Here is a 23,227-nt window from a genome sequence, read left to right as displayed (position 1 = left end):
TGTAGATGAGCTGCGGCTAGTCAGGTTTGGCCTTGGCGGCGGCTATGCTCCCGGGACGACGGGAAGTGCGCACCGATCCCCGGCGGCGCTGGGCAAATCCAGCGATGCCGATGGCGATCAAGAGGGTCGCGCCGTTGAACAGCGGCTCTACATAGAAGGCACCGCCTACCTGCTGTATGCCCGAGATGCCGACGGCAAGGATGATGACGCCTATGACGGTGCCCCACACGTTCACGCGTCCGGGCTTGATCGTTGTGGAACCGAGGAAGGCACCGACAAGAGCGGGGAGCAGAAATTCCAGCCCCACCGAGGCTTGGCCGATCCGGAGCTTTGCAGCCAGAACGATCCCAGCGAAGGCGCCAATAACGCCGGAGCCAATGAAGGCACCCATAACGAAGCGCCAAGTGCGGATGCCGTTCAGCTCCGCCGCGCGCTGGTTTGCGCCGATTGCATAAAGATTGCGTCCGATCGGCAGGTGTTCGGCGATGATCCACAGCACGAGCGCGAGTGCCAGCACGTAGAAGGCAGCAACCGGAAGGCCGAATAGATTGGCCGTGTAGATCGAGGTAAATGCCGAGGGGAGCAACCCGATAACCTGGCGTCCGCCGGTGTACCAAAGCGCTACCGCGTAGATGATCGTGCCAGTACCGAGCGTCGCGATGAAGCTGTCGATCTTCGCAACCTCGACCAGCAGCCCGTTCAGGATGCCGAGAAGACAGCCACCGATCACCACGATAGCCACTGCTGCCGGCCAGCTGAAACCATAGGTAGTTTGGAGGCTGATCGCCAGGATGTGCCAGATGACGATGCCGTAGCCGACCGTGAGATCGATCCGGCCGGTCATCATGGGGATCATCGCGGCAAGCGACAACAGGGCGATCACCGATTTTTCCCCGAGGATGGCGCGCAGGTTCACCCAAGTGGGAAAGGTCTCCGGCAACAAAACTGAGAAGAGGACAATCAGCAACAGCGTGAGCACCGGCAAGCCGTAGACCGGCAGCAGCTTCACCAGTTTGCCAAGGGGCGGAAGCCCGCGCAGTTCCGCAGCGGTGGGTTCAATGGCGTTCGATTCAAGTGATTGCATCACATTTTCTCCCGGCTGTTGCTTTCAAGGGACGCTGCATTGAGGAGCGCCTCGACGGACAGTGCATGACCCGGTAGATGCGAAACGATTTGGCCATCATGGAACACGCACGCGCGATGGCTGAGGGCAGCGACCTCCTCGAAATCGGTAGAGATCAGGAGAATGGCGAGACCATCCTGCAGAGCCTTCGCCAGCAGTGCATAGAGCTCGGCCTTCGAACCCACGTCGACGCCAGCAGTCGGGTCCTCGAGGATCAGCACCGATCCGCGCACCTCCATCCAGCGCGCCATGACGACCTTTTGCTGGTTACCTCCGGACAGTGTCTCGATGGGCGCAGACGGGTCGTTGGGGCGGATGTCAAACCGCCGGCCGATCAGTTGTGCTTCTTCCGCCTCGTCGGCATCCGTTCGAAAGCTCAAGAGGCCACGGCCGGTCAGTGCTGGATTGAGAAACAGGTTCTCCTTGACCGATAGACCCGCGGCCACCGACTCTTTGTTGCGGTCGCCGGCAACCAAGCCGATCCCCTGCCTGATGGAATCGAATGGATGGGCTGTTTCGAGCCTTTCGCCGTTGGCCAGGATCACTCGCCCACTGGTGATAGGCGCTGTACCGAACAGGGCTCGACCGACCTCGTCCTGCCCAGCGCCGCGCAGGCCTACTAGGCCTATGACCTCTCCACGGCGAAGTTCCAGATCAACAGGACCAACATTTGCGGTTTCGAGAGATTCCAGCCGCAGTACCACGGGCGCATCGGTTGCCGGTTCGGCGTGAACGAACATCTCCTCCACCTCACGTCCGATGATCATGCGGATCAACCGGTCACCCGAGAGGTCGTCGATGAGTTCATTGCCCACGAGAAAGCCGTCGCGCAGCACGACGACACGGTCGGCAATGGCAAAGACCTCGTCCAGCCGGTGCGAGACGTAGATCATCGCCACCCCGTTATCGCGAAGGCGACGGAGCACTGCGTGCAACATCTCTACATCGGATTGCGGTAAGCTTGCGGTTGGCTCGTCGAGAACCAGCAAGCGTGCCCGCCGCGCCAATGCCCGGGTGATGGCCACGAGCGATTTTTCCGTTCGAGTCAGGTCCTGCACGCGCGCGTCCGGATCGATGGTGTCCGATACCAGCGCCAGTGCTTCCAAAGCATTGCGCCTGGCGGCTCGCCAGTCGATCATGCCGAAGCGGCGTGGATAGCGGTTCTGCATCAGGCAAATGTTTTCTGCGACCGTCATCCAGCCAATCAGGCCGAGATCCTGATGGATGAAGGCGATGCCATCATGGGCACGGCGCGGATCGAAGTCTTCACCGCAGTAGGCGAAGCGCCCCTGATCGGGAGCGTGAACCCCGGCGAGCATCTTGATGAGTGTTGATTTGCCCGCGCCGTTTTCACCGAGCAGCGCGACGATTTCTCCCGCGCAGACGCTCAAGCTCACATCTGCAACGGCCTGCGTGCCGCCGAACCGCTTCGACAAATTCTCGATGCTGAGAATCGGCGTGGCAGGAGCCACACTGGCCTCCACTCTCATAGGCGAATTCTCCCGGGCCGGCGGCTTGTCCGGTAATCTTGATTTGTGTAAGTTCTACCAATTATCGGACAAGTCCGACATTCGATGATCGGTCATTGTTTGTCGAATATCGGACAATATCGTTCTGCCGGCCTGAAGCGGCTGCAGACGAACAGAGAGCGATGGATGCGCACAGACCTGCAAGCATTCGACGGTCAGGACAGCAGGGGCCGAGCACTTTTTGCGGTGCAGCCCGGCGGCAATAGTCATGCACTAAGCTTCGAGAGAACTCGGTTCGACTATTACACCCGGGAGGAGGCCGGCGGGCAGCTCGTGGTTTGCACGACGGGAGAGATCGAGCTTTTCGGCCATGCCGGTCAGTGGGTCATCCCGGAGAGCCACATGGTTTATATTCCCCAGGGGCGGCAGTTCGCCGTGCGAGCACGGAGGCCGGCATCGGGACGCGTGCTAAAATTCTGTCACGCCGAAGTTTCCTGGCACCATGAAGGCTGCTGGGTTGGACCGGTGAATATGTTTGCCGATGCCGTGATCGAGCACGGAATGAAATGGGGGGTAGCGCAGGCCGGGCATCGCCGTGCAAAAAGCTACTTTGTCACCATCGGTGACATGCTGCCCGAATGGTTCCGGCAAGAGCGCATCCTCTGGACACCCTACGCGCACACCACTGCCATGCAGCGGGCGATCGAGTTTGCGCGGTCCCGGGGGCCGGGCGTTGCGCTGTCTACGGTGGCTCGGCATGCCGGCATGTCGGAACGCACGCTGCGGCGGCACATGCAGGCCGAACTCGGCCAAACCTGGAGGGATTTCATTTGCGAATTGCGCATGAACCGAGCCATGGACATGTTGCGAAAGAAGCGCAAGTCAGTCACCGAAATTGCTTTCGAGGTCGGCTTTTCAAGCAGTTCTGCCTTTTCCAGCGCATTTCTGAGCTATGTTGGCAAGACCCCCTCAACCTATGCGAAGTCATTTAGATAAGGTGAGAAAGGTTTCCCCTCGCGGTTAGACATCGACCGGTCGGGTGAAGGACGTTGTTCTCCAGTCGTTCCGACGTTCCCTCGCCGAAGACAACCTGCATCGGCAACGATTGATAGACAACCGAAACCAATGCAGGTCTCCTTCCGGACTCCGGCGAGGCATCTACGCCTGATGGCGCACGGGGACTGGCTTGTTGCCGATATGATCGGCCGAGGTGCCCGCCATCTCGCTCTCCTCCACCCTACCGTCGAGCACGGCGTTAAGGCGAGCCAAATCGAGCTCGCCTTCGGTCCGCGCGATCACGAGTGTCGCCACGCCGTTGCCGATGACGTTCACCAGGGCTCTGGCTTCGCTCATGAAACGGTCGATACCGAGAATGAGCGCCATGCCTGCCACCGGAATGGTCGGAACGACGGACAACGTGCCGACGAGCGCGATGAAGGAAGCCCCGGTCACTCCGCTTGCCCCCTTCGACGTGAGCATGGCGACGGCGAAGATCGCGATCTGCTGCGAGATCGAGAGGTCGGTGTTGGTCGCCTGCGCGACGAAGAGTGCTGCAAGCGTCATGTAGATCGACGAGCCGTCCGTATTGAAGACATAACCGGTCGGAACGACCAAGCCGACGACGGGCTTGGAGCAGCCGAGTTTCTCCAGCTTCTCCATGAGGCTCGGTAGCACCGGATCGGAGGAAGACGTTCCCAACACGATCAGGATCTCCTCCTTGATGTAGACCAGGAACTTCCAGATGCTGAAACCCGACCACCATGCGATCGGTCCGAGAACCCCGAACACAAACAGCGCCGAGGACAGGTAAAACAGCCCGACGAGCTTGACCAACGGTCCGAGTGAGGCGATGCCGTAACGGCCGACCGTGAACGCCATGGCCCCGAATGCGCCGATCGGCGCGAAACGCATGATCACGTTGATCGCGCCGAAAATCAGCAGCGATCCGGCATCGATCGTGTCGCGAATAGGCTTGGCGCGCTCGCCGAGTCGAGACAGGACGCATCCGAACAGGATCGAGACCAGGACCACCGGAAGAATGTCGCCGCGCGCGAATGCGTCGATGACGGTATTCGGGATGATGTTGAGTAGAAATTCGGCGATGGTTTGCTCTTTCGCCTTGCCGGCGTATTGCGCGACCGCCTTCACGTCCAGTGTCGCCGGATCGACGTTGAAGCCGGTGCCCGGGGCCGCCACATGGGCGGCAACGAATCCGATCAGCAGGGCCAGTGTCGAGAGGATCTCGAAATAGAGAAGTGCCTTGCCGCCGACGCGGCTCACTTTCTTCATGTCCGACATGCCGGCGATGCCGGTTACGACTGTACAGAATATCGCGAGCGCGATCACCATCTTGATCAGCTTGATGAAGCCGTCGCCGAACGGCTTCATGTCGACCGCGATGCCGGGCCAGTAGTGCCCCAGAACGATCGCGAGCGCGATCGCAGCCAGGACCTGCACGTACAGAATGGTGTAGAACGGCTTCCTTGATCGTCCGGTCGAGCTCGTGCTCATCGGTTTCTCCCAGTCGTTATGTTGAATATTGATTACAGACCCCGCTGGCGCTCGTCGGCCGTGAGCGGCATCACCAGGAGCACCGTCACCGGTGCCTCCGTCCTGTTGGCCAGCCGGCGGTCCTCGCCGCCGGCAATGCGGCAGGAATCCCACTTGCCCAGCGTTATTTCGGTCTCGCTGTTTGAGACATGGAGGGTGCCGTCGAGCACCACATACATCTTCTCCTGCGGCGATGAGGACAGTGTCGTCCCGCCGCCAGGGGCGATCACCGACACGCCGATCCAGAGGTCGGAGGAGGGACCAGCCTCTCTGCCTTGCAGGCGGACCATCGCCATATCCTGATGGCCCGGCGCGGTGTATTCCGGCGCGTCGGCGAAGCGAACGACGTGCATGATCAAGTCCCCGGACGAAGCACGATGCGGTCGCGTGACGATCCGATTACCGCGGTGTAGGCCGCTTTCGCGTCGGCCAGGGAATAGATGGCGTTGCCCGTGATCGGGAAGGGTCGAAGGGAGCCGTCGGCGAAGCCGGACTGCACACTGCGCAAGACGTCGGCGCTCTCGATCGAGGAGAAGGCAAGGGTGTCGATCCCGACATAGGTGTGCCGCCCCCGGTAGAATTCCAGGATGTTGAATTGCACGACCTTGTGGATGGCCGCGATCAGGATCTGCCGCCCGTCTTTTGCAAGGGAATGGTGGGCATCGTCGAAATAGGGGTCGCCGACCGTATTGAAGACGATATCGGCGCCCTTGCCGTCGGTCAGCTCGCGGACCCGCTTTGCAACGTCGGTCGTGGCGGAGTTGACGATCTCGACCGGAGCATTGGTGTGGCCTTCATAGGCTTCGTCCTTGCGCACCACGCCGATCACCTTGGCGCCTCGCCAGGTCGCAAGCTGCACCGCCGCCTGCCCGACCTTGCCATTGACGCCCATCACGAGAACATGCTCGCCGGGCTTCGGTCGGCCGGATCGGCGGAAGCCTTCGATGGCCGTCACGAACGGTACGCCCAGTCCGGCAGCTTCATCCATCGAGATGCCGGCGGGCTTTTCGACCAGCGCCGCCGTTTCCACGACCAGATGCGATGCATGCGTGCCGTCGCGGCGGATGCCGAGATCGCCGGACGTGCCGAACACGGATTTGCCGACCCATTCGCTCGGGCCGTCGATCACTCGTCCGGCGAAGTCGCGGCCCGGCGTCCGCGGAAACACCGCGTAGGGCATCAAGCCGGTAGCGGCCTTCACATCGGATGGATTGACGCCCGCGGCGTCGATGGCGACGATGGCCTCGTTCGCTCGCCGGGACAGTGATTGCTGTTCGACGACGGGCTCGATCGATGAGGTGTCGGCGGCCTTGGCGTTGAGCCGCACGCTGGTGGCTTCGACGACGAGGTTCGCCTTCGCTTTGGTCATGATGTCCACGGGCCGTTCCTATGCTGCGCTTTTGGCTGAATGCGGCAGGCCCACGATGCGGCGTGCCTCCTCGACGGTCGCGATCGTGCCGCCGAGGTCCTCGACGATGCGGCGCGCTTTGGTCGCCATCTCGGCATTGGAAACGGCAAGCCGGCCGCGCGAGAGATAGACGGAGTCCTCGAGGCCGACCCGAACATGACCGCCGGCGAGATAGGACTGTGCCACCGTCGTGAACGCGGCCTTGCCGATGCCGATGGCGGTGAACTCGGTACCTTCAGGCAACAGATTGCGTGCGTAGAGGACGGTTTCAGGGGAAGGCTGGAAGCCGTAGCGCACACCCATGACGAAGGAGCACAGCACCGGCCCACTCAGCGTGCCGTCGGCGATGAGATCATTCATCAGCGCGATGTCGCCGGAATCGAACAGCTCGATCTCCGGCTTGACGCCAGCCTCGCTGATCACTTTCGCCATGCGACGGACGTTGCCGGGCGTATTGATCACGACCTCCCGGCCGGAATTCATGGTGTTGAGATCCAAAGTGCAGATGTCGGGTCCCAATGCGACGATGTGTTCGACCCGCTTCTCCGGCACCATCAAGGTCGTTCCCTCGGCCGCCACCTTCGGATCGTCCTGCGACGGCACGAAGCGGCCGCCCGGACCGGTCGTGATATTGAGGATGAGCTCGGGATTGACTGCGCGGATGCGCTGCACGACGTCGACATAGTGGTCGAGCAGCATCGACGGTCGCCCGGTCAGGGGATCGCGCACGTGGATGTGGACGATGGCCGCGCCCGCGTCTGCGGCGCCGAGGCAGGCATCGGCGATCTGTTGCGGTGTGATCGGCAGATGCGGGGTCTGTTCGGGCGTCGTGAGATTGCCGGTCACCGCGCAGGTGATGATGACCTTGTCGCGTGGAGTTCGCATGGATCGTCCCTCAGAGCGAGCGGCCGCCGTCCACCACGAAGGTGGTACCGGTGGCGAAACCAAGTTGCGTGGCGCAGGCGACGATCGCCGCGGCGATGTCATCGGCCGTGGCGATCCGCTTCAGCGGGGTGGTCGCCGCGGTCTTCGCGTTGAAGTCGGCGCCGCGCCCCGGAACGAAGCTGGTGTCGACCACGCCGGGAGCTACGGCGAGCACGCGCACCTCTGGTGCGAGCACGCGGGCCAGCGACTTGGTCATGACGTCGATGCCGGCCTTGGCCGCGCAATAGGCGATCGACGAGCCGATCCCGTTGGTGCCGGCGATGGACGAGATCGAGACGATCAACCCGTCTCCCGAGGCCTTGAGCAGCGGGGCGAAAGTGCGGATGGTTGCGAACTGTCCGCGCCAGTTGACCGCAAACATCCGGTCGATCAACTCGTCGTCCAGCGCGTCCAAATCGGCGTGGGGCACCGGCTTGGTAAAGCCGGCGGCATTGACGAGAACGTCGAGCCGGCCGAAACGGCGCTCGATCTCGGCACGCAGTAGCTTCAAGGTATCGGTTCGCGACACGTCGGCGATCAGCGCCGCGTGGCCTTCTCCGGGCAGGGTTTGCACCACCTTCGCGGCCGCTGCGGCTTCCTCCGGAACATCGCGATGACTGATCACGATGCGGGCGCCAAGCTCGGCAAATTTCTGGGCGGACACGGCGCCGATGCTGCCGCCGCCGCCGACGACGAGGACGACCTTGCCGTCCATGGACTGGTTCATGGTTTCTCTCACTTGATCGGTGGTTTGGGAAGGATCGCTTCGCCGGCTTCCATGACGAAGCGGTAGTTCAGCGTGTACCAGGGCGCTTCGACGCGAGGTGCGGGACGCTCGCCCGAGTCATGGCGGCGATAGTCGCCGACCAGCGCGCGCGTCACGCCGAACACGACGTCGCTTTCGAGATGGTCGTCGTCATCGACGAAGACCTGCGTGATGAGGGTCTTGTAGCCCGGCTTGAAGCCGAGGAAGTGGATGTGCGCCGGACGATAGGGATGCCTATTCTGGGCGCGCAGGAGGTCGCCGACGGGACCGTCGGTCGGCACCGGATAGCCGGCGGGCTTCACCGAGCGGAACGAGAAGCGGCCTGCTTCATCGGTCGTGAACTTGCCGCGCAGATTCATGTCCGCCTGGGTATCGTCCTGGTTCTCGTAGAGGCCGACCGGGGAGGATTGCCAGACGTCGATGTCTGCGCCCGCGACGGGCTTGCCTGCGACATCCACGACCTCGCAGCTCACGAACAGTTCGGGGCCGGGCGTCGTAGAGCGGACGATCGATCCGCCGTTCACGGTCCGCGGCGAGTTGGCGCGCCAGAACGGGCCGAGCAGCGCCGCGGCGGTCTCGGTGGCGCCGGCATTTCCGTTGTTGAGAAGGCAGACGAGCGTCGAAAAGCCGATCGCGTCGGCAAACAGGATGCCTTCGTTGTGGCTGTCGTGGGTGGCCTGTCCGATCCGGTTGAGGAAATCGACGCCGAGATCGTATTCCGCCTCGGTCAGCTTCACCTCGCGGGCGAATGCGTGCATGTGCCGGACGAACGCCTCCATCACCGTGCGGAGTCGGGCGTTGTCGGCACCAGACATCGCCTTGAGCACGTTGGGCGTCACGTCCTCGAGCGTCTCGATGATTCCTGTCTCCATGGCCTAGCTCCCGATCTTATTTCTTGCAATCGATTGCAGTTCATATTGCAATCGATTGCAAATTGTCAAGAGGTGCGATATCGTCATTTTCAAGGATTGGCTAAATGTTGAAAATCGCTCAGTGAATCGACCTGCCGCTACCATCAAGCAAATCGCCGATGCGACCGGGGTGCACCCGTCCACGGTGTCGCGCGCCCTCGATCCCAAGAAGCGGCACCTCGTCGCCGATGACGTGGCGAAGCGGATTGCTTTGCAGGCGGAGGCTCTCGGTTACCAGCCTAACCGCTTGGCCGCGAACCTGCGGCTAGGCCGCTCAGATATGATCGGCGTCCTGCTGCCTGACATTGCTAATCCGGTGTTCGCGCCGATCCTGGGCGGCATTACCGAAACCCTCTCGGCGGAAGGATACGCGCCGATCGTTGCGGATGCCGGCAATGCGTCCTCGCAGCAGATATCCTTCGTGGAGAGGCTCCTTAGCCAGCGGGTCGACGGCCTCATCCTGGCGACAGTTTCGCAGGATGACGAACTAGTCGGCTTCTGCATCCGTCGCGGTCTTCCGGTGATACTCGTCAACCGATCCGAGGCGCGCGATCGTGTGTCGTCGGTGGTGTCCGACGACAATCTGGGAATGCGTCTTGCGGTCGATCATCTGGTGGGTCTCGGTCACCGGCAGATCGCGCACGTAGCCGGTCCGCTGTCGACCTCGACGGGAATGCTGCGGCGGGACGGCTTCGAGCGCGCGATGTCGCATCATGGTCTGGTGGGTCTCGTGCGAGAGGCGGTGGCCTACACACGCGAGGCTGGCGCCCGGAGCGCGGCGGCGGTGCTCGACAATGACGGCGGCATCACGGCGATCGTCGCCGCCAACGACCTCTTGGCACTCGGCGTGCTAGACGCGCTGAAGGAAAATGGCTTGCGCTGTCCCCAGGACGTTTCGGTGGTCGGACACAACGACATGCCGCTGATGGATGTTATCTCGCCGCCGCTGACGACGGTGCGTATCGAGCACCGGAAGATGGGACACATTGCTGCGAAGATGCTGGTTGATACTATCAAGAGCGGCTCTTCGGAGATACGCCACGTCGTGCTTCGGCCGGACCTGATCGTTCGAAATTCGACCGCTCTCCAGTCGTGATACCATGCGCTCGCTGCAAAAGGGTCCGATCGACCGCAACGGGAGGCGCACGAGTATTGCTGGAAGCTGGTTATAAAAGTGCACGAGTCGGCCGTGTGGCTGCCGACTCGTGCATAGGTGCAGTTTCAGAGTAGGCTGGGCGCGCGTCTCTGGAACTGCCCGAGTTAGAGGAACCCTCGCAAACTAGACTTTCGCAACATGGCCTGGCTTGCACGCTAACGCGGGATTTTGGACGGTTGCCCGGACCCGTCATAGTTCTTACCTAGGCCTCCAATTGAGGTTGCGCTGCATCAAAGTCGAACTGACGAACGGCGGCGCAACTCAAAATCTGCGATCAGCGGCCAGCACTACGATCAGAATTTGCCGTTGGCGTTCTTCCATTGGTTCTTCGAAGGAATGGTCTCGATCGTGTCCCAGTGCTCGACGATCTTTCCGTCGCTAACCCGGAATAGATCGTAGAACGATGTGTGCTTGCCTCCAAAGGCACCCTCGCTTACCGTCAGGACGAAGTTTCCTTCTCCGAGGACTTTGTGCACCCGATCGTACTTCATCGTGATGCCTGCCTTGGCCATCGCCTCAAGCGCCGTTCCCAGCCCTGAAAGACCGTCGGCGATCTGCGGATTGTGCTGGGTATAGTTGTTGCCGTCGATATAGCCCGTTAGTTTGTCCATCTTCCCGTTGACAAGGATGTCCTCGACGAAGCTTTTGACCAGAGTCTTGTTCTGCGCCGTCTTTTCGAGGTCGGTGACCTTGGTTTCGCCGTCGATCATCGTGTGCTTGCTGGGATTCGGTCCGGCCGTCTCCTGCAAGTTGTCCCAGTGTTCAACGATCTTTCCGTTCTCAAAACGGAAGATGTCGAAGCCGATCTTGGGTCCGAAAAAGTTGTAGTCGGTGTGAGCGAACACGTAATCGCCGTCACCGAAAACTCTCACGGAATTCACTTTGGCCGAGCCTTTCGGAAGAGTGGCCAGCAAAGCGCCGAAGCCAGCACTGCCGTCGGCAACGGAGAGATTGTGCTGGGTGTAATGGGCCGGGTTGATGACCGCCGCGGGCCCGGAGGCTCCGGTCTCGATTGATTTCAGAAGTTCGAAGACTTCGCGCTTCTGCCGCGAGACGGTTGTTTCGTCGGCCGAAGCCATGCCGATCCCGGCGAGAACGGCCGCGGCGGAGAGGGAAGCAAAAAGAATGGTAGAGCGGGGCATAATATGTATCCATGTTAGTTACACATATATGTATCTACATTGGTTACACATCGTTGTAAAGCGGGCTGACGCGAATTCTCCGCGTTCGGTTGAAAAGGTAGTTCAGCTATCTTCGCTTTGCTCCGACTTCGTCGGCTATTTCGGCGATGCTCACTGATGCGAGCTCGGCCGCCATCGCGTTTTCGGCCACTTTCACGCGACGCCTGAGAACGCCCTCGATGTGGCGACCAACTGGGCATTGCGGAGCGGAAGTGTTGTGGACCGCGAGAAGCTCCTGGTCCTCGACCGCCCTGAACACATCGAGGAGGCTAATCGAGCGACCGTCTCGGGCCAACAAAGCCCCTCCGCCGGTACCCATCTGGGATTTTGTTAGCCCAGCTTTTGCCAACTGCAACAGCAGCCGCCGGATCAACGAGGCGTTGGTGTTGACGCTGGAGGCCAACATCTCGGACGAGACCGGTCGTCCCTTCTGCGTCTGCAGGAAAGCCAGAACATGGGTTGCAACGGAAAAACGCGTGTTCATATCGAGCCTATGTAACTAAAATAGTAACACATATTGTCCTTCGCAAGCCAGTGAATACCGTAGTGGAGTGCAGGATTCTGAGCGGAACGAGCTGTGGAGAGCAGCTATCGCGGTCGTCGAGCTTCGGATTGCCTCTTTAGCCGGTACGCCAATTGTGCCCTGGACAGCCCTATCGACTTTGCGGCGGCCGAAACGTTCCCTCGAGTCGCTTCGAGTGCGGCCAGATAGATCTGCGCCTCGTGATCCGCAAAGGAGAAAGTTCCCGTTGAAGAGATGCCCGGCCCAGCGAGTTTCTCGGCAGGAGCCCGAGCCGAACCGATTGCCGTCTCCAGCGTCAGCCGGCCCGCAGCGCCTAGCGACAGCCCTTCGAACTGCGGCTTGGTCTCCCCAAGGGAGAGGTGAGACACATCTACCGGGAAGCCGTCAGGCGTCAGGATGACTGCCCGCTCCAGGATATTTTGGAGTTCGCGTATATTCCCCGGAAAATCGTAGCGCAACAACGCCTCGACGGCGCGCTGTGTAAATCCCGTTACCTGCTTGCCATGCAGTTCGCAGTAGCGGTTTGCAAAAGCCTCCATAAGAAGCGGAATGTCATCGCGCCGCTCGCGCAACGGCGGAATGTTGATCGGAAAGACATTCAGCCGGAAGAACAGATCCTCTCGAAAACGCCCGGCTTTCACTTCCTCCCGCAGGTCCCTGTTGCTGGCCGCAACGATCCGGACGTTGACAGGAATGGTTTTGGTGCCCCCGACCCTCTCCACTTCGCGTTCCTGAACGGCCCGCAACAGCTTGCCTTGCGCAACCATGCTTAGCGAACCGACCTCGTCGAGAAAGAGCGTGCCGCTATTGGCCCGCTCGAAACGGCCAGGTCTGGACGCCGTGGCACCAGTGAATGCGCCTTTCTCAACGCCGAACAATTCTGACTCGATCAAATTCTCCGGGATGGCAGCGCAGTTCAATGCAATGAAGGGGCGTGTCGATCGCTTGCTGACGCGATGAAGGGTGCGTGCGAAAATTTCCTTTCCTACGCCCGACTCTCCGATGAACAGGACCGTCGCGTCTGTAGACGCAACGCGATCGACGAGATGTCGAACGACGTTGAATGACCCGGAAGCGCCGACCAATTGCACGGGATCTTCAGTGGACTTGTGAGTATTGCGTCTGGCGGGCGCTACGGCTGCAGTGTTGCCTACAAGGCGGGACTGCGCGAAGAGATCGGCGTTGAAGTACCTGAGGTCTTCCTCGCTATTGTCCCATTCGCCCGCCGGTTTGCCCACGTTGCGGCAATGCGGCGCGCCCATCGCGCGGCATTCGACCTCGCGATAGATGATCATCTTCCCCATGAAAGCGGTCGCATATCCGCTGGCGTAGCCGAGTTGCATCCAGCACACAGGCTCGCTTCCGATGCCATAGCGGCGGATGTGCTCCTCGTCTTCGCTGGAATCGTGCCAGAGGAATTCGCCGTAGAAGGAACCTGCACCGATATCAAAGTCAAAGCGCACCGGGACGACCTTGACCACGCCTTCGAGCGAATGCAGCCGTGGCCCGGCCGCGAATACGATGGACGGATGACTGTTCGGCCATCGCTTTTGAATCAGTTCGGCATCGCGCACGCCGGAGGCAAATCCAACGCGGGTCAGCATCGCGCGCGTCCGCTCGGTGCCGATGGTTTCGATCATCTCATGCCGAAGCGTGCCCATCGACGCGCAATGCACCAGCATCATGCGCTGCTCATCGAGCCAAATGCGACCATCCCCCGGCGAGAAGGAGAGGCATTCGGACAATTCCCGGACCGTCGGCGAGGAGCCCTCGTCGAGATCGGCGCTCGTGCCGAACAGTTTGGCCTTCTCGCGAATTTCGGCCAGGGAAATTCTATCGGGCGGAGCCATTCTTGCTCATTTGATCAATCGAATGATTAATTCCTACATCCCATTTGATCAAATAGTCAATTCGGCAGAGCCGCTTGACCGTTAGCGTTTGCGGTAACGCGTTGTTTTCATTCGCGAAGTCTGTCCTTCGCTGACCTTGGCACGGCCGTTGCTGTCCTCTCCAAGAATAAAAACCACAGGCGGCTCAGCTGAGCCCAGCCAATTCAAAGGAGGGGACTATGAATAACGTGAAGGAAAAGCGCGACTTCGCCGCGAGCAAGATGACGCGGCGCGAGGTTTTGCGCAGTGCCGGTGCCGCAGGCGTTGCGATTGCTGCGCCATATGGAGCCTTCGCGGCCGACGCAGAGGCGGTCCTCAAGGTCGGTTTCATTAGTCCTCGAACCGGAGCCTTGGCTGGCTTCGGCCAGACCGACGGCTACGTGCTCGAGCATGTTCGGAAGTCCCTGGCTGGTGGCTTCAAGGTCGGCGACAAGACCTACAAGGTCGAGCTCCTCGATCGCGATACGCAGTCAGATCCTTCGCGTGCGAGCCAACTAGCAAAGAACTTGATCTCCAGCGATCAAGTCGACCTCATGCTCGCGGTCTCGACGCCGGAAACGATCAACCCTGTCGCCGATGCCTGCGAGGCCGCAAGCGTTCCTTGTCTTTCGACGGTGATGCCATGGGAGGCTTGGTATTTTGGTCGCGGCGCCAAGCCCGGTCAGCCTTCACCATTCAAGTGGACCTATCATTTCGGCTTCGGCGTGGACGAATTCCACCGCACCTACATCTCGCAGTGGAACGGTGCGGTGAAGACCAACAAGAAAGTTGGGGTGCTGTATCCCAATGACGCGGACGGCAATGCCATCCGCGCCAATCTAGCGCCGTTACTTGCCAAGCAAGGCTTCACCATCATCGATCCCGGCCCGTATGAGGATGGTACGACGGACTATTCGGCGCAGATCTCGCTCTTCAAGAAGGAGCAGTGCGAAATCTTCAACTCGTTTCCGATCCCACCCGACTTCGCAGCGTTCTGGCGCCAAGCGGCTCAGCAAGGCTACACGAAAATAGTGAAGATCTGCCAGGTGGCTAAAACCGGTCTCTTTCCCAGCGACGTTGAGGCGCTTGGAAACCTTGGGGTAAATGTGGGCAGTGCCTGCTACTGGCATAAGTCGTTCCCATACAAGTCTTCGTTGACGGCAGTGTCGGGTTCGGAGCTGGCTGACGGCTATGAAAAGGCCTCGGGCAAGCAGTGGACCCAGCAGCTTGGCGCCACACTGTCGTTGCTCGATGCCGGATTCGAAACCCTCAAGCGTGCGTCCGATCCGAAGAAGAAGGATACGGTCGTCCAAGCGTTATCTCGCCTGAGCACCACAACGATCGGGGGCAAGGTCGATTTCACGTCAGGTCCTGTACCCAACGTGTCGCCGGGGCCGATCATCGGTACGCAATGGATCAAGGCGGCCGCCGGTAGCAAGTTCAAGCTCGACTACGTGGTCACGGAGAATGCGACCGATCCGAATGTCCCGGTCGGCGCCAAACTGCTTCCCTACAGCAGCTAGGATCGGGGCCTTGGCTGCTGTGACGGGCGTGGGTCCGCGCGAAACGACGATTTCAGCTCGAAACGTCCGCAAGCTCTTCGGTGCGCTTGCGGTACTGAATGGCATTGACTTCGAGGTTTCCGCAAACGAAGCGGTCGGCATCGTTGGCCCCAATGGCGCGGGAAAGACGACGCTGCTCAGTGTCCTGATGGGGGCGCTCGAGCCGACCGCCGGCTCCGTGATCTACAAAGGAACCGACGTTACCAAAATGTCGTCGGCCGAACGATGTCGCATGGGCATCGCACGGACCCACCAGGTGCCGAAATCGTTCAGCGGCATGACAGTTTTCGAGAACGTACTGGTTGCCGCAAACCATGGTGCCGGTCTTCGCGGTCACGATGCCTACGACCATTCTATCGATACGCTCGAATTGTGTGGAATGTCGCGCCTGACCAATCGTCCGGCAGAGACGCTCGGACTTCTCGATCGCAAGCGGCTCGAGCTCGCGCGCGCGGTAGCGACCAATCCCTCGATACTGTTGCTCGATGAGATCGGCGGCGGGCTAACGGATGCCGAGGCTAGCGAGCTGGTTATGACCGTCAAAAAGCTGCGAGCGCGCGGGATTGCGCTGGTCTGGATCGAGCACATCGTACACGTCCTGGTACAGGTTACCGAGCGCCTTGTCTGCATGGACAACGGCCGCGTCATTGCCGACGGCGCTCCGGACGCGGTGATGAAGCACCCCGAAGTCGTTCGCGCCTATCTCGGGAGTGCGCCGGGATGAATTTGCTCTCGGTACGTGATCTCGAAGTGCGTCACGGCCTGCTCAGGGCCGTGCGCGGGGTATCGTTTGATATCGCGAAAGGCGAAACAGTGGCACTCATAGGTGCCAACGGCGCAGGCAAAACCACGCTATTGCGAGCACTCGCCGGCGCGCACCTTCCACTGTCCGGCAAGATATCGTTCTCGCAGGTCGACGTCACGATGCTGCCCTCTCATCTCAGGGTGCGGTCGGGCATTTCGTTGGTCCCCGAGGGACGACGGCTCTTCGGCGATCTTTCCGTCATGGACAATCTCTTGTTGGGCCGCGCCGTAGGCAGACCGGGCGGTTGGACGCCCGACAGCGTGATGGAGGCGCTTCCTCAGTTGAAGCCGATACGACATTCTCTTGCGAAGAATCTGTCAGGAGGACAACAGCAAGCCGTTGCGATCGCCCGTGCATTGATGGCGAATCCAACGCTTCTGCTACTCGACGAGATTTCGCTTGGGCTGTCACCCGCCGCAGTCGATCTCGTTTACGCGACGATCGAAAAACTCATCGAGGCCGGAACGACGATCATCCTTGTCGAGCAGAATTTGGATCGAGCGGTTTCGGTCGCAAACCGTCTTGTCTGCATGTTGGAGGGAAGCGTGGTGCTTGAAGGAAACGCCGGGTCTCTCGAACGGAGCCGGATAACCGATGCCTATTTCGGGCTGAACTCCTCGCGCGTCGCCGGAGGCCACCCGTGACCTGGATCGTACAGTTGCTGCAAGGCGTACTCCTCGGCGGCTATTATGCTCTCATCGCATGTGGCCTCTCGTTCATGTTTAGCGTCATGGGCGTTATCAATCTCGCCCATGGAAGCTTCGTTGTACTTGCAGCTTTCGGCCTATGGGCTCTTGGGGAATACGCGGGGATCGGACCACTCGGTGGCACAGCCCTGATCCTGCCTGTGATGGGTCTCCTCGGGATCCTCTTACAGCGTCTCGTGCTCGACCGCGCCACGCGCTCGGGCTTTCTCATTCCCGTACTTGCGACATTTGGCCTGTCTATTGTTCTGGACAACGTCCTGTTTGAGCAATTCGGGGCCGATACGCGCTCTCTCGCCCCTCTCATTGACGATCTGGCTTACGCTTCCTGGGAGCCGTTGGAGGGCGTTTTCATCGGCAAACTCGGGGCATGCACTTTGCTGGTCGCGGTTCTGCTTCTTGGCGGGCTGCAACTGTTGCTGTCAAAGACCCAGATCGGGCGGGCCATCCGAGCTACCGCGATTGATCGCGATACGGTTGGACTGATCGGCGTGGATGCTCGAAAGGTCAACGCTTATGCGACCGCTATCGCTTTAATGACCGCTGGCATTGCCGGTGCGGCCCTGGGCATGCGCGCAACGTTCAACCCGTATGCGGGAGCTCCGCAACTGATCTTCGCTTTCGAAGCCGCTGTGATCGGTGGCACCGGATCGCTATGGGGAACGCTGCTTGGAGGTATCGCCCTTGGCGTAGCGCAGACGGTCGGAGCCCATCTCAATCCGCAAGGGTTTCTCATCGCTGGCCACGCAGTGTTCCTCTTCGTCCTCATTGCCCGCAGCATCATCGGTAGCCCCATCGATCTTTGGCGAGCGCTAACCGCAGCGAAGGCGACCACGTGATGACGGTCTCAGCCAGGGTCGAACGCTGGACTGCAATCTCGGCTACCGCAACGACAGCCGCTGCAATTCTTCTTGTCGGACTCGCGATGCTTCCATTCGTGGCGAGCGGTGCGACGCTCGACAAGATTACAACCCTGTTCATCTACGTCATCCTCGCGGCGACGTGGAACGCGCTGGCGGGTTATGGCGGACTCGTCTCCATCGGGCAGCAGGCCTTTTTCGGACTGGGGGCATATGTAACCATCCGCCTATCGGACTATGGCTTGAATCCATATGTTTCGCTGCTGGCCGCTCCAGTTATCGTAAGTCTGATCTCCGTGCCCTTGGCGTGGCCGATGCTGCGGTTGCGTGCGGGTGAATTCGCCATCGGGATGTGGGTGCTCGCCGAGATCTTCCACTTGCTGGTCAACCTCGATCCGCTCGTTCAAGGAGAAACTGGCACATCACTGATCGCGCTCAACGCCTATGATGCGGCGACAAGGACGGCTCTGACCTTTTGGTTCGCGCTCGGTGCGGTCGCGGCAGTGCTGATCGTACTATTTGTGTTGCTGCGTTCTCCGATTGGTTCGGCGTTACAGGCGATCCGCGATAATGAAGACGCGGCTGAGTCGGTAGGCGTACGTGTTGCTGGCACGAAAAGGATGATCTTCGTGTTCGCAGCAGCAGGCGCTGCAATCGCAGGGGCACTGTGGCTTGCAACCGCGATCTCGTTTCAGCCAAAGACCTACTTCAGCGTCCAATGGACGTCCTACATGATCTTCATGGTGCTGGTGGGCGGGCTCGGCACCTTCGAGGGAGCTATCCTGGGCGCAGTGATTTTCTTCGTTGTCGAAGCTTTGTTCGGCGCTGCGGGTGTCTGGTATCTAATCGGTTTGGGGGCCGCGGCGCTGGTGATGTCGCTGGCGATGCCACGCGGGCTTTTCGGAACGATCAGTCACAGGACCGGAATGCGGTTGTTGCCGACCGGTTACTGGGTCCGCCCCTCCGATGGCGGCTCGGAAATAGTTCCGACGCAATATAAGGAAGAAATCTCATGAAGATCGAGGCTGCCGTTACGCGTGCGAAGTCTGCGCCTTTGTCGCTCGAGACGATCGAACTAGAAGCTCCGCGCATGGATGAGATACTCGTAAAGTTGGAGGCCACGGGCATTTGCCACACCGACATCGCTATGCGCGACCAGGCGTACCCGGTGCCGCAGCCCATCGTTCTCGGTCACGAGGGCGCTGGTATCGTCGCGGCGATTGGAAATGCCGTCACCAAGGTCAAGCCCGGCGATCGTGTCGTCATGACGTTCAACTCGTGCGGTCGCTGTTCGAGCTGTACCGATCATGCGCCGACATATTGCTACGAATTCTTCGGTTACAATTTTGCTGGTAGCCGGCCAGACGGCTCCAGCCCTTTGTCGAAGGACGGCCAGCCTATCCATGGTAACTTCTTCGGTCAGTCTTCGTTCGCCAGCCACGCGCTTTGTCACGAACGCAATGTGGTCAAGGTGCCGGATGACGTGCCGCTCGAATTGCTCGGGCCCCTTGCGTGCGGCATCCAGACCGGCGCCGGCGGTGTCATAAATTCCCTCAAGATCGGTATGGGGCAGACATTGGCCGTGTTCGGCGCCGGCTCGGTTGGGCTCAGCGCTATCATGGCCGCGCGTCTGGTCGGAGCCGCCACGATCATCGCGGTGGATCTCATCGACGCGCGCTTGCAACTCGCCACCGAACTCGGCGCGACCCACATCGTTAATGGCGGCAGCGCGGACGCGGTGGAGGAGATCCGGAGGATAACGGGCGGCGCCGGCACCGACTTCACGTTCGAATCCACGGGGGTCATTTCCGTGTTGCGTCAGGCTATCGATGCCCTTGCCCCGCGGGGGACCTGTGGTTTCGTCGGTGCTTCACCTGCCGGATCCGAGGTCGCCGTGAACGTCACCGACATCATGACTGCGGGGCGCAGGATCCAGGGGATCGTCGAAGGCGACAGCAATCCGGATCTGTTCATCCCTCGAATGATCGAATTCTACAAGCAGGGACGTTTTCCCTTCGACAAGCTGATCAGCTTCTACCCGTTTGAGAGGATCAACGACGCCATTCGCGATTCCGAGAGCGGCAAGACGGTGAAGCCGGTCGTGCGGTTCTCCCAGTGAAATCGCGCCGGATCACGCTGATTAACGAAAGGACCTCCGAGATGGCTCTCGGATTATTGGTCGAGGTGGACATCGCCGGCTCTCCAGGTGCGAGGCTTGCACGCAAGAACAGGGTGGCCGGGCATTTGGCTTCCTTCGCCTCAAGGTCAGCTTGAAATAGCCGTCAACCGGCTGCGATCGGTTGGCTTCTTTGACAATCCGGAAGAGGCAAGTTGAGCGGTGCCGACGTGACGCAATAGCGACCGAACACGGTCAGACCATTCGATTTAAGGAGGAAGAGAACATGAAGAAGCTTGAACTTTTTATCGGCGGAGAACGGCGGCCAGCCGAAGGAAATCGATCGTTCAAGAAGCTGGATCCGTTTACGGAAGCGCATTTGTGCGACGTCCCGGACGCGAGCGTTGCGGATGCGCGAGCCGCCGTTGACGCGGCCGCCGCTGCCTTTCCCGCCTGGTCCGCTCTCCCTCCGTCGCGCCGCCGGGCAGTTCTAGCGAAGGCATCGGAGTTGTTAGCCGCCCGCGCGAAAGAGCTCTCCGGAATGGTCGCTACCGAGATCGGCTCCCCCAAACCATGGGGCGATTTCAATTGCATGCTGGCCGCCAATATGATCTCCGAAGCGGCGGCCGTCGCCTACGCCACGACGGGAGAAACCATCCCGTCCGACGTGCCTGGCTGTGTATCCGTTGCGGTACGTCAACCCGCTGGCGTCATTCTTGCTATCGCGCCCTGGAACGCGCCGGTCATTCTTGCGGTCAGGTCGATCGCGGTGCCGTTGGTGTGCGGAAACACGGTCGTCCTGAAGGCATCTGAAACCGCTCCTCAGGCTCAATATCTTCTCGGTGAGATTTTCGAACAGGCCGGCTTGCCACCCGGGGTCCTCAATATCGTCTCCACCGGTCGAGAGAACGCCGCCGCCGTGACCGAGGCGCTCATTGCCCACCCGGCCACAAGGCGCCTCAATTTTACGGGATCGAGCCATGTCGGGCGAGCGATCGCCGAGGCAGCCGGACGACATCTCAAGCCAGTTCTCCTCGAGTTGGGCGGCAAGGCCCCCTTCGTAGTGCTGGACGACGCAGATCTAGAAGAAGCAGCGAACGCGGCCAGTTTCGGGTCGTTCATGAATCAAGGTCAGATCTGCATGTCGACCGATAGAATCGTGGTTGACCGCGCGGTGTCCAAAGCTTTCGTGGAAAAGCTTGCAGATCGGGCGCGCAAGCTTCGCGCCGGAGATCCAAAGACACCGGATACGCAAATCGGCGCCCTTATCAGCAAGGACGCGGTCCGCAGGATGAGCGAATTGGTGGCAGACGCAGTCGCTAACGGCGCGACCGTCGTCGCCGGCGGTCAGTCCGACGGCGCTGTCTTCAAGCCAACTGTAGTGAGCGGCGTAACTCCGAAGATGAGGATCTATCAGGAGGAAATCTTCGGCCCTCTCGTTGCGGTCGTCGAGGTGAATGGCGAAGCAGAAGCGATTTCGGTGGCTAACGACACGAGCTACGGCCTATCGGCCGCTGTGTTCGGTCGCGATGCGGGGCGGGCGTTCCGCGTCGCCCAGCAACTCGAAACGGGCATGTGCCACATCAATAGCGCCACCGTGCACGACGAGCCACAGGTGCCGTTCGGTGGCGTCAAAGACAGCGGCTGGGGTCGGTTCGGAGGGCGCGCAGGGATCGAGGAATTCACCGAGCTGCGGTGGATCACCATCCAGACGCAGTCTCGACACTATCCGATCTAATCACCGAGGGACGTCTGATGGCCGGCAATCGCGCAGTCCGTATTCGAAGCTTCGGATCTCCGGATGTGCTCGAAGTTTGCCATCAGGCCATCCCGGAGGTGCAGCCTGCGACGGCGCGGGTGCGGCACGTGGCCGTCGGCCTCGCGTGAGAGTATTACCCGCTTTCGTCGTTCACGGTCCGTGGATCAGGTGTCTCGCGAGGGCTGAAATCATATTACGAATTCAACAATATAAGAGTTCGTGGTTTTATTCTGAATGGCGCCTCAGCTGAAGCCGAATAGCTTCGCGGCATTGCCGCCGAGGATCGCGTATTTCTCGCGGTCACTAAGGGTGTGCGTCGCGGAGACATGGTCAACCGGCGCCAGCTCCCATACATAGGGATAGTCGCTGCCGAGCATGATCTGATTGACGCCTACCTGTGCCACGAGATGGCGCAGCGCTTCCGGGGTGAAGACCAGCGCGTCGAAATAAAGCTGGTTCAGGTATTCCGTCGGCTTTTTCTTCAACTTGATGTTCGGATTGCAAAAGGTCGGGGCGACTGTGCAGGCGTGATCGTTCCGGGCCGCGTAGGACGGCAAATAGCCACCGCCGTGCGCCGCAAGGACCTTCAGACCCGCAAACTTGTCGAGCGTCCCGTCGAAAATCAGGTGCTGTAGCGCGATCGTCGTGCCCAACGGATAGGCCACAGTGTTGGCCAGCCATCCATTGCCCTTCCAACGCTTGTCCAACTCCGGCACGCCCTGCGGATGGATGAAGAGGACAGCACCGAGTTCTTCCGCCTTGGCCCAGACTGGATCGAATTTGGGATTGGAAAACTCGTCGCCGTCCACCTGATCGCCGATGGCAGCCCCTTTGAGCCCCTGTTTCTTGACCGCGGTTTCCAACTGGCGGACGGCAAGCGCCGGGTCCTGTAGCGTGAGTGACGCGAAGGCGGCGAAGCGGTCCCGGTGCGATGCGACGAGCTCCGCCAGTTGCTCGTTTTGGATAGTGACGATTTTCTCAGCCAGATCCCGATCCTTGCCGTACCAAAACGGGTTGATCGACAAGACTTCCATGTCAATCGCCTGGGCATCCATCGCCTTGAGGCGTTGCTCGATATTGAGATACACCTCCTGAGCATTGTTGAGCGGCGGTGTGAGGCCGGCGGCCTCCTCGCCGATCAGAGCGGTCGCCTTGTGGAACAGACAATGCGAATGGACGTCGATTGTCTTGACGCGTTTTCCGTTGAGCATGACCGGAAGGCGTGCGGCGCGGCCAGGCTCCGCATGGGCCGCCCTTGTCAGGCCGCAGCCGCAAAAGACCATGCCGGCCGCCGCGGTCGCAGATTTCAGGAAGTGTCTGCGTGAATTCACCCTCGCCCCCGCTTCATTACGGCGGAGACAATCACCGTCCGTCACCGCTATTTATCTAGTGATAAATAATCTGTCGCAACTCGATCCGAGAGTCAAATATTATTTATCGATCGATCATTTGACGCGTGGTAGCGCACCATTTTCGCTGAAGCACGTGGGAACCACCTTCGACCCCATTCTTCCCGATCCTGCTCGCCAATGCGCTGTGTGG

21 protein-coding genes are annotated in these 23,227 nt (G+C 60.4%); 9 read left to right on the top strand and 12 right to left on the bottom strand.

All coding sequences use genetic code 11. From position 1 onward, the window contains the following. Nucleotides 1–16: 16 nt before the first annotated feature. Nucleotides 17–1,084 (bottom strand): ABC transporter permease, encoded by a 1,068-nt coding sequence (locus ACLFLU_RS39300; protein WP_426409984.1) that lies wholly within the window; start codon nucleotides 1,082–1,084, stop codon nucleotides 17–19. Beyond that, nucleotides 1,084–2,595, bottom strand: coding sequence for a sugar ABC transporter ATP-binding protein (locus ACLFLU_RS39295; protein ID WP_426409983.1), 1,512 nt, complete (start codon nucleotides 2,593–2,595; stop codon nucleotides 1,084–1,086). The genes ACLFLU_RS39300 and ACLFLU_RS39295 overlap by 1 nt, the downstream gene beginning before the upstream one ends. A gap of 183 nt (nucleotides 2,596–2,778) precedes the next feature. On the opposite strand from ACLFLU_RS39295, the gene ACLFLU_RS39290 reads away from it, so the two are divergent. Continuing rightward, nucleotides 2,779–3,588, top strand: coding sequence for a helix-turn-helix transcriptional regulator (locus ACLFLU_RS39290; RefSeq protein ID WP_426409982.1), 810 nt, complete (start codon nucleotides 2,779–2,781; stop codon nucleotides 3,586–3,588). Nucleotides 3,589–3,750: 162 nt separating this feature from the next. On the opposite strand, the gene ACLFLU_RS39285 is transcribed toward ACLFLU_RS39290, so the two are convergent. From ACLFLU_RS39285 to ACLFLU_RS39260, 6 genes are read right to left on the bottom strand one after another with little or no spacing between them, the layout of a single operon-like run. After that, complete coding sequence (locus ACLFLU_RS39285; protein ID WP_426409981.1) at nucleotides 3,751–5,103, bottom strand: dicarboxylate/amino acid:cation symporter; 1,353 nt, start codon at nucleotides 5,101–5,103, stop codon at nucleotides 3,751–3,753. Nucleotides 5,104–5,135: 32 nt separating this feature from the next. Then, entirely contained in the window at nucleotides 5,136–5,495 is a 360-nt protein-coding gene (locus ACLFLU_RS39280; RefSeq protein ID WP_426409980.1) for a cupin domain-containing protein, read from the bottom strand. 2 nt (nucleotides 5,496–5,497) lie between these two features. Beyond that, on the bottom strand, nucleotides 5,498–6,511 hold the full coding sequence (locus ACLFLU_RS39275) for a quinone oxidoreductase family protein (RefSeq protein WP_426414169.1): 1,014 nt from the start codon (nucleotides 6,509–6,511) through the stop codon (nucleotides 5,498–5,500). Between the two features lie 18 nt (nucleotides 6,512–6,529). Next, nucleotides 6,530–7,435, bottom strand: coding sequence for a 3-keto-5-aminohexanoate cleavage protein (locus ACLFLU_RS39270; RefSeq protein ID WP_426409979.1), 906 nt, complete (start codon nucleotides 7,433–7,435; stop codon nucleotides 6,530–6,532). A gap of 10 nt (nucleotides 7,436–7,445) precedes the next feature. Next, nucleotides 7,446–8,201, bottom strand: coding sequence for an SDR family NAD(P)-dependent oxidoreductase (locus ACLFLU_RS39265; protein WP_426409978.1), 756 nt, complete (start codon nucleotides 8,199–8,201; stop codon nucleotides 7,446–7,448). A gap of 8 nt (nucleotides 8,202–8,209) precedes the next feature. Further along, nucleotides 8,210–9,112, bottom strand: a complete 903-nt coding sequence (locus ACLFLU_RS39260) for a dioxygenase (RefSeq protein WP_426409977.1) — start codon at nucleotides 9,110–9,112, stop codon at nucleotides 8,210–8,212. Nucleotides 9,113–9,167: 55 nt separating this feature from the next. Here ACLFLU_RS39260 and ACLFLU_RS39255 point away from each other — a divergent pair, with 55 nt between their 5' ends. Next, nucleotides 9,168–10,247 carry a LacI family DNA-binding transcriptional regulator gene (locus ACLFLU_RS39255; RefSeq protein WP_426409976.1) on the top strand — a complete coding sequence of 360 codons (1,080 nt, stop codon included), beginning with the start codon at nucleotides 9,168–9,170 and terminating at the stop codon, nucleotides 10,245–10,247. Nucleotides 10,248–10,600: 353 nt separating this feature from the next. Here ACLFLU_RS39255 and ACLFLU_RS39250 read toward each other — a convergent pair whose 3' ends face one another. The 3 genes from ACLFLU_RS39250 to ACLFLU_RS39240 form a co-directional block, all read right to left on the bottom strand. After that, nucleotides 10,601–11,449, bottom strand: a complete 849-nt coding sequence (locus ACLFLU_RS39250; RefSeq protein ID WP_426409975.1) for a nuclear transport factor 2 family protein — start codon at nucleotides 11,447–11,449, stop codon at nucleotides 10,601–10,603. Nucleotides 11,450–11,555: 106 nt separating this feature from the next. Beyond that, nucleotides 11,556–11,972, bottom strand: coding sequence for an Rrf2 family transcriptional regulator (locus ACLFLU_RS39245; protein ID WP_426409974.1), 417 nt, complete (start codon nucleotides 11,970–11,972; stop codon nucleotides 11,556–11,558). Nucleotides 11,973–12,076: 104 nt separating this feature from the next. Then, entirely contained in the window at nucleotides 12,077–13,861 is a 1,785-nt protein-coding gene (locus ACLFLU_RS39240; RefSeq protein ID WP_426409973.1) for a sigma 54-interacting transcriptional regulator, read from the bottom strand. Nucleotides 13,862–14,079: 218 nt separating this feature from the next. Here ACLFLU_RS39240 and ACLFLU_RS39235 point away from each other — a divergent pair, with 218 nt between their 5' ends. The 7 genes from ACLFLU_RS39235 (at nucleotide 14,080) to ACLFLU_RS39205 (ending at nucleotide 21,664) form a co-directional block, all read left to right on the top strand. Continuing rightward, nucleotides 14,080–15,402 (top strand): ABC transporter substrate-binding protein, encoded by a 1,323-nt coding sequence (locus ACLFLU_RS39235; RefSeq protein ID WP_426409972.1) that lies wholly within the window; start codon nucleotides 14,080–14,082, stop codon nucleotides 15,400–15,402. Next, on the top strand, nucleotides 15,362–16,165 hold the full coding sequence (locus ACLFLU_RS39230) for an ABC transporter ATP-binding protein (RefSeq protein WP_426409971.1): 804 nt from the start codon (nucleotides 15,362–15,364) through the stop codon (nucleotides 16,163–16,165). The genes ACLFLU_RS39235 and ACLFLU_RS39230 overlap by 41 nt, the downstream gene beginning before the upstream one ends. After that, entirely contained in the window at nucleotides 16,162–16,890 is a 729-nt protein-coding gene (locus ACLFLU_RS39225) for an ABC transporter ATP-binding protein (RefSeq protein ID WP_426409970.1), read from the top strand. Before ACLFLU_RS39230 ends, ACLFLU_RS39225 begins: the two co-directional genes overlap by 4 nt. 5 nt (nucleotides 16,891–16,895) lie before the next feature. Next, nucleotides 16,896–17,789 carry a branched-chain amino acid ABC transporter permease gene (locus tag ACLFLU_RS39220; protein ID WP_426414168.1) on the top strand — a complete coding sequence of 298 codons (894 nt, stop codon included), beginning with the start codon at nucleotides 16,896–16,898 and terminating at the stop codon, nucleotides 17,787–17,789. Further along, entirely contained in the window at nucleotides 17,789–18,826 is a 1,038-nt protein-coding gene (locus ACLFLU_RS39215; protein ID WP_426409969.1) for a branched-chain amino acid ABC transporter permease, read from the top strand. The genes ACLFLU_RS39220 and ACLFLU_RS39215 overlap by 1 nt, the downstream gene beginning before the upstream one ends. Next, nucleotides 18,823–19,929, top strand: coding sequence for an NAD(P)-dependent alcohol dehydrogenase (locus ACLFLU_RS39210; RefSeq protein ID WP_426409968.1), 1,107 nt, complete (start codon nucleotides 18,823–18,825; stop codon nucleotides 19,927–19,929). Before ACLFLU_RS39215 ends, ACLFLU_RS39210 begins: the two co-directional genes overlap by 4 nt. Before the next feature lie 283 nt (nucleotides 19,930–20,212). After that, nucleotides 20,213–21,664, top strand: coding sequence for an aldehyde dehydrogenase (locus ACLFLU_RS39205; protein ID WP_426409967.1), 1,452 nt, complete (start codon nucleotides 20,213–20,215; stop codon nucleotides 21,662–21,664). A 263-nt stretch (nucleotides 21,665–21,927) separates the two neighbouring features. On the opposite strand, the gene ACLFLU_RS39200 is transcribed toward ACLFLU_RS39205, so the two are convergent. Further along, nucleotides 21,928–23,016 (bottom strand): amidohydrolase family protein, encoded by a 1,089-nt coding sequence (locus ACLFLU_RS39200; RefSeq protein ID WP_426409966.1) that lies wholly within the window; start codon nucleotides 23,014–23,016, stop codon nucleotides 21,928–21,930. Between the last annotated feature and the right edge of the window lie 211 nt (nucleotides 23,017–23,227).

Origin of the sequence: Bradyrhizobium ganzhouense (assembly GCF_049949285.1) — a bacterium.
GTDB lineage: Bacteria > Pseudomonadota > Alphaproteobacteria > Rhizobiales > Xanthobacteraceae > Bradyrhizobium > Bradyrhizobium ganzhouense.
Note: the sequence above shows the minus strand (reverse complement) of the source record. Positions and strands in the feature narration are given on the sequence as shown.

What these genes read in the sequence shown, in the direction of transcription:
- ACLFLU_RS39225 (WP_426409970.1), top strand. Translation starts at nt 16,162, where the DNA reads ATGAATTTGCTCTCGGTACGTGATCTCGAAGTGCGTCACGGCCTGCTC.
- ACLFLU_RS39210 (WP_426409968.1), top strand. Translation starts at nt 18,823, where the DNA reads ATGAAGATCGAGGCTGCCGTTACGCGTGCGAAGTCTGCGCCTTTGTCG.
- ACLFLU_RS39285 (WP_426409981.1), bottom strand. Translation starts at nt 5,103, where the DNA reads ATGAGCACGAGCTCGACCGGACGATCAAGGAAGCCGTTCTACACCATT.
- ACLFLU_RS39205 (WP_426409967.1), top strand. Translation starts at nt 20,213, where the DNA reads ATGAAGAAGCTTGAACTTTTTATCGGCGGAGAACGGCGGCCAGCCGAA.
- ACLFLU_RS39250 (WP_426409975.1), bottom strand. Translation starts at nt 11,449, where the DNA reads ATGCCCCGCTCTACCATTCTTTTTGCTTCCCTCTCCGCCGCGGCCGTT.
- ACLFLU_RS39245 (WP_426409974.1), bottom strand. Translation starts at nt 11,972, where the DNA reads ATGAACACGCGTTTTTCCGTTGCAACCCATGTTCTGGCTTTCCTGCAG.
- ACLFLU_RS39300 (WP_426409984.1), bottom strand. Translation starts at nt 1,084, where the DNA reads ATGCAATCACTTGAATCGAACGCCATTGAACCCACCGCTGCGGAACTG.
- ACLFLU_RS39275 (WP_426414169.1), bottom strand. Translation starts at nt 6,511, where the DNA reads ATGACCAAAGCGAAGGCGAACCTCGTCGTCGAAGCCACCAGCGTGCGG.
- ACLFLU_RS39265 (WP_426409978.1), bottom strand. Translation starts at nt 8,201, where the DNA reads ATGAACCAGTCCATGGACGGCAAGGTCGTCCTCGTCGTCGGCGGCGGC.
- ACLFLU_RS39280 (WP_426409980.1), bottom strand. Translation starts at nt 5,495, where the DNA reads ATGCACGTCGTTCGCTTCGCCGACGCGCCGGAATACACCGCGCCGGGC.
- ACLFLU_RS39230 (WP_426409971.1), top strand. Translation starts at nt 15,362, where the DNA reads ATGTCCCGGTCGGCGCCAAACTGCTTCCCTACAGCAGCTAGGATCGGG.
- ACLFLU_RS39215 (WP_426409969.1), top strand. Translation starts at nt 17,789, where the DNA reads ATGACGGTCTCAGCCAGGGTCGAACGCTGGACTGCAATCTCGGCTACC.
- ACLFLU_RS39240 (WP_426409973.1), bottom strand. Translation starts at nt 13,861, where the DNA reads ATGGCTCCGCCCGATAGAATTTCCCTGGCCGAAATTCGCGAGAAGGCC.
- ACLFLU_RS39270 (WP_426409979.1), bottom strand. Translation starts at nt 7,435, where the DNA reads ATGCGAACTCCACGCGACAAGGTCATCATCACCTGCGCGGTGACCGGC.
- ACLFLU_RS39260 (WP_426409977.1), bottom strand. Translation starts at nt 9,112, where the DNA reads ATGGAGACAGGAATCATCGAGACGCTCGAGGACGTGACGCCCAACGTG.
- ACLFLU_RS39290 (WP_426409982.1), top strand. Translation starts at nt 2,779, where the DNA reads ATGCGCACAGACCTGCAAGCATTCGACGGTCAGGACAGCAGGGGCCGA.
- ACLFLU_RS39235 (WP_426409972.1), top strand. Translation starts at nt 14,080, where the DNA reads ATGAATAACGTGAAGGAAAAGCGCGACTTCGCCGCGAGCAAGATGACG.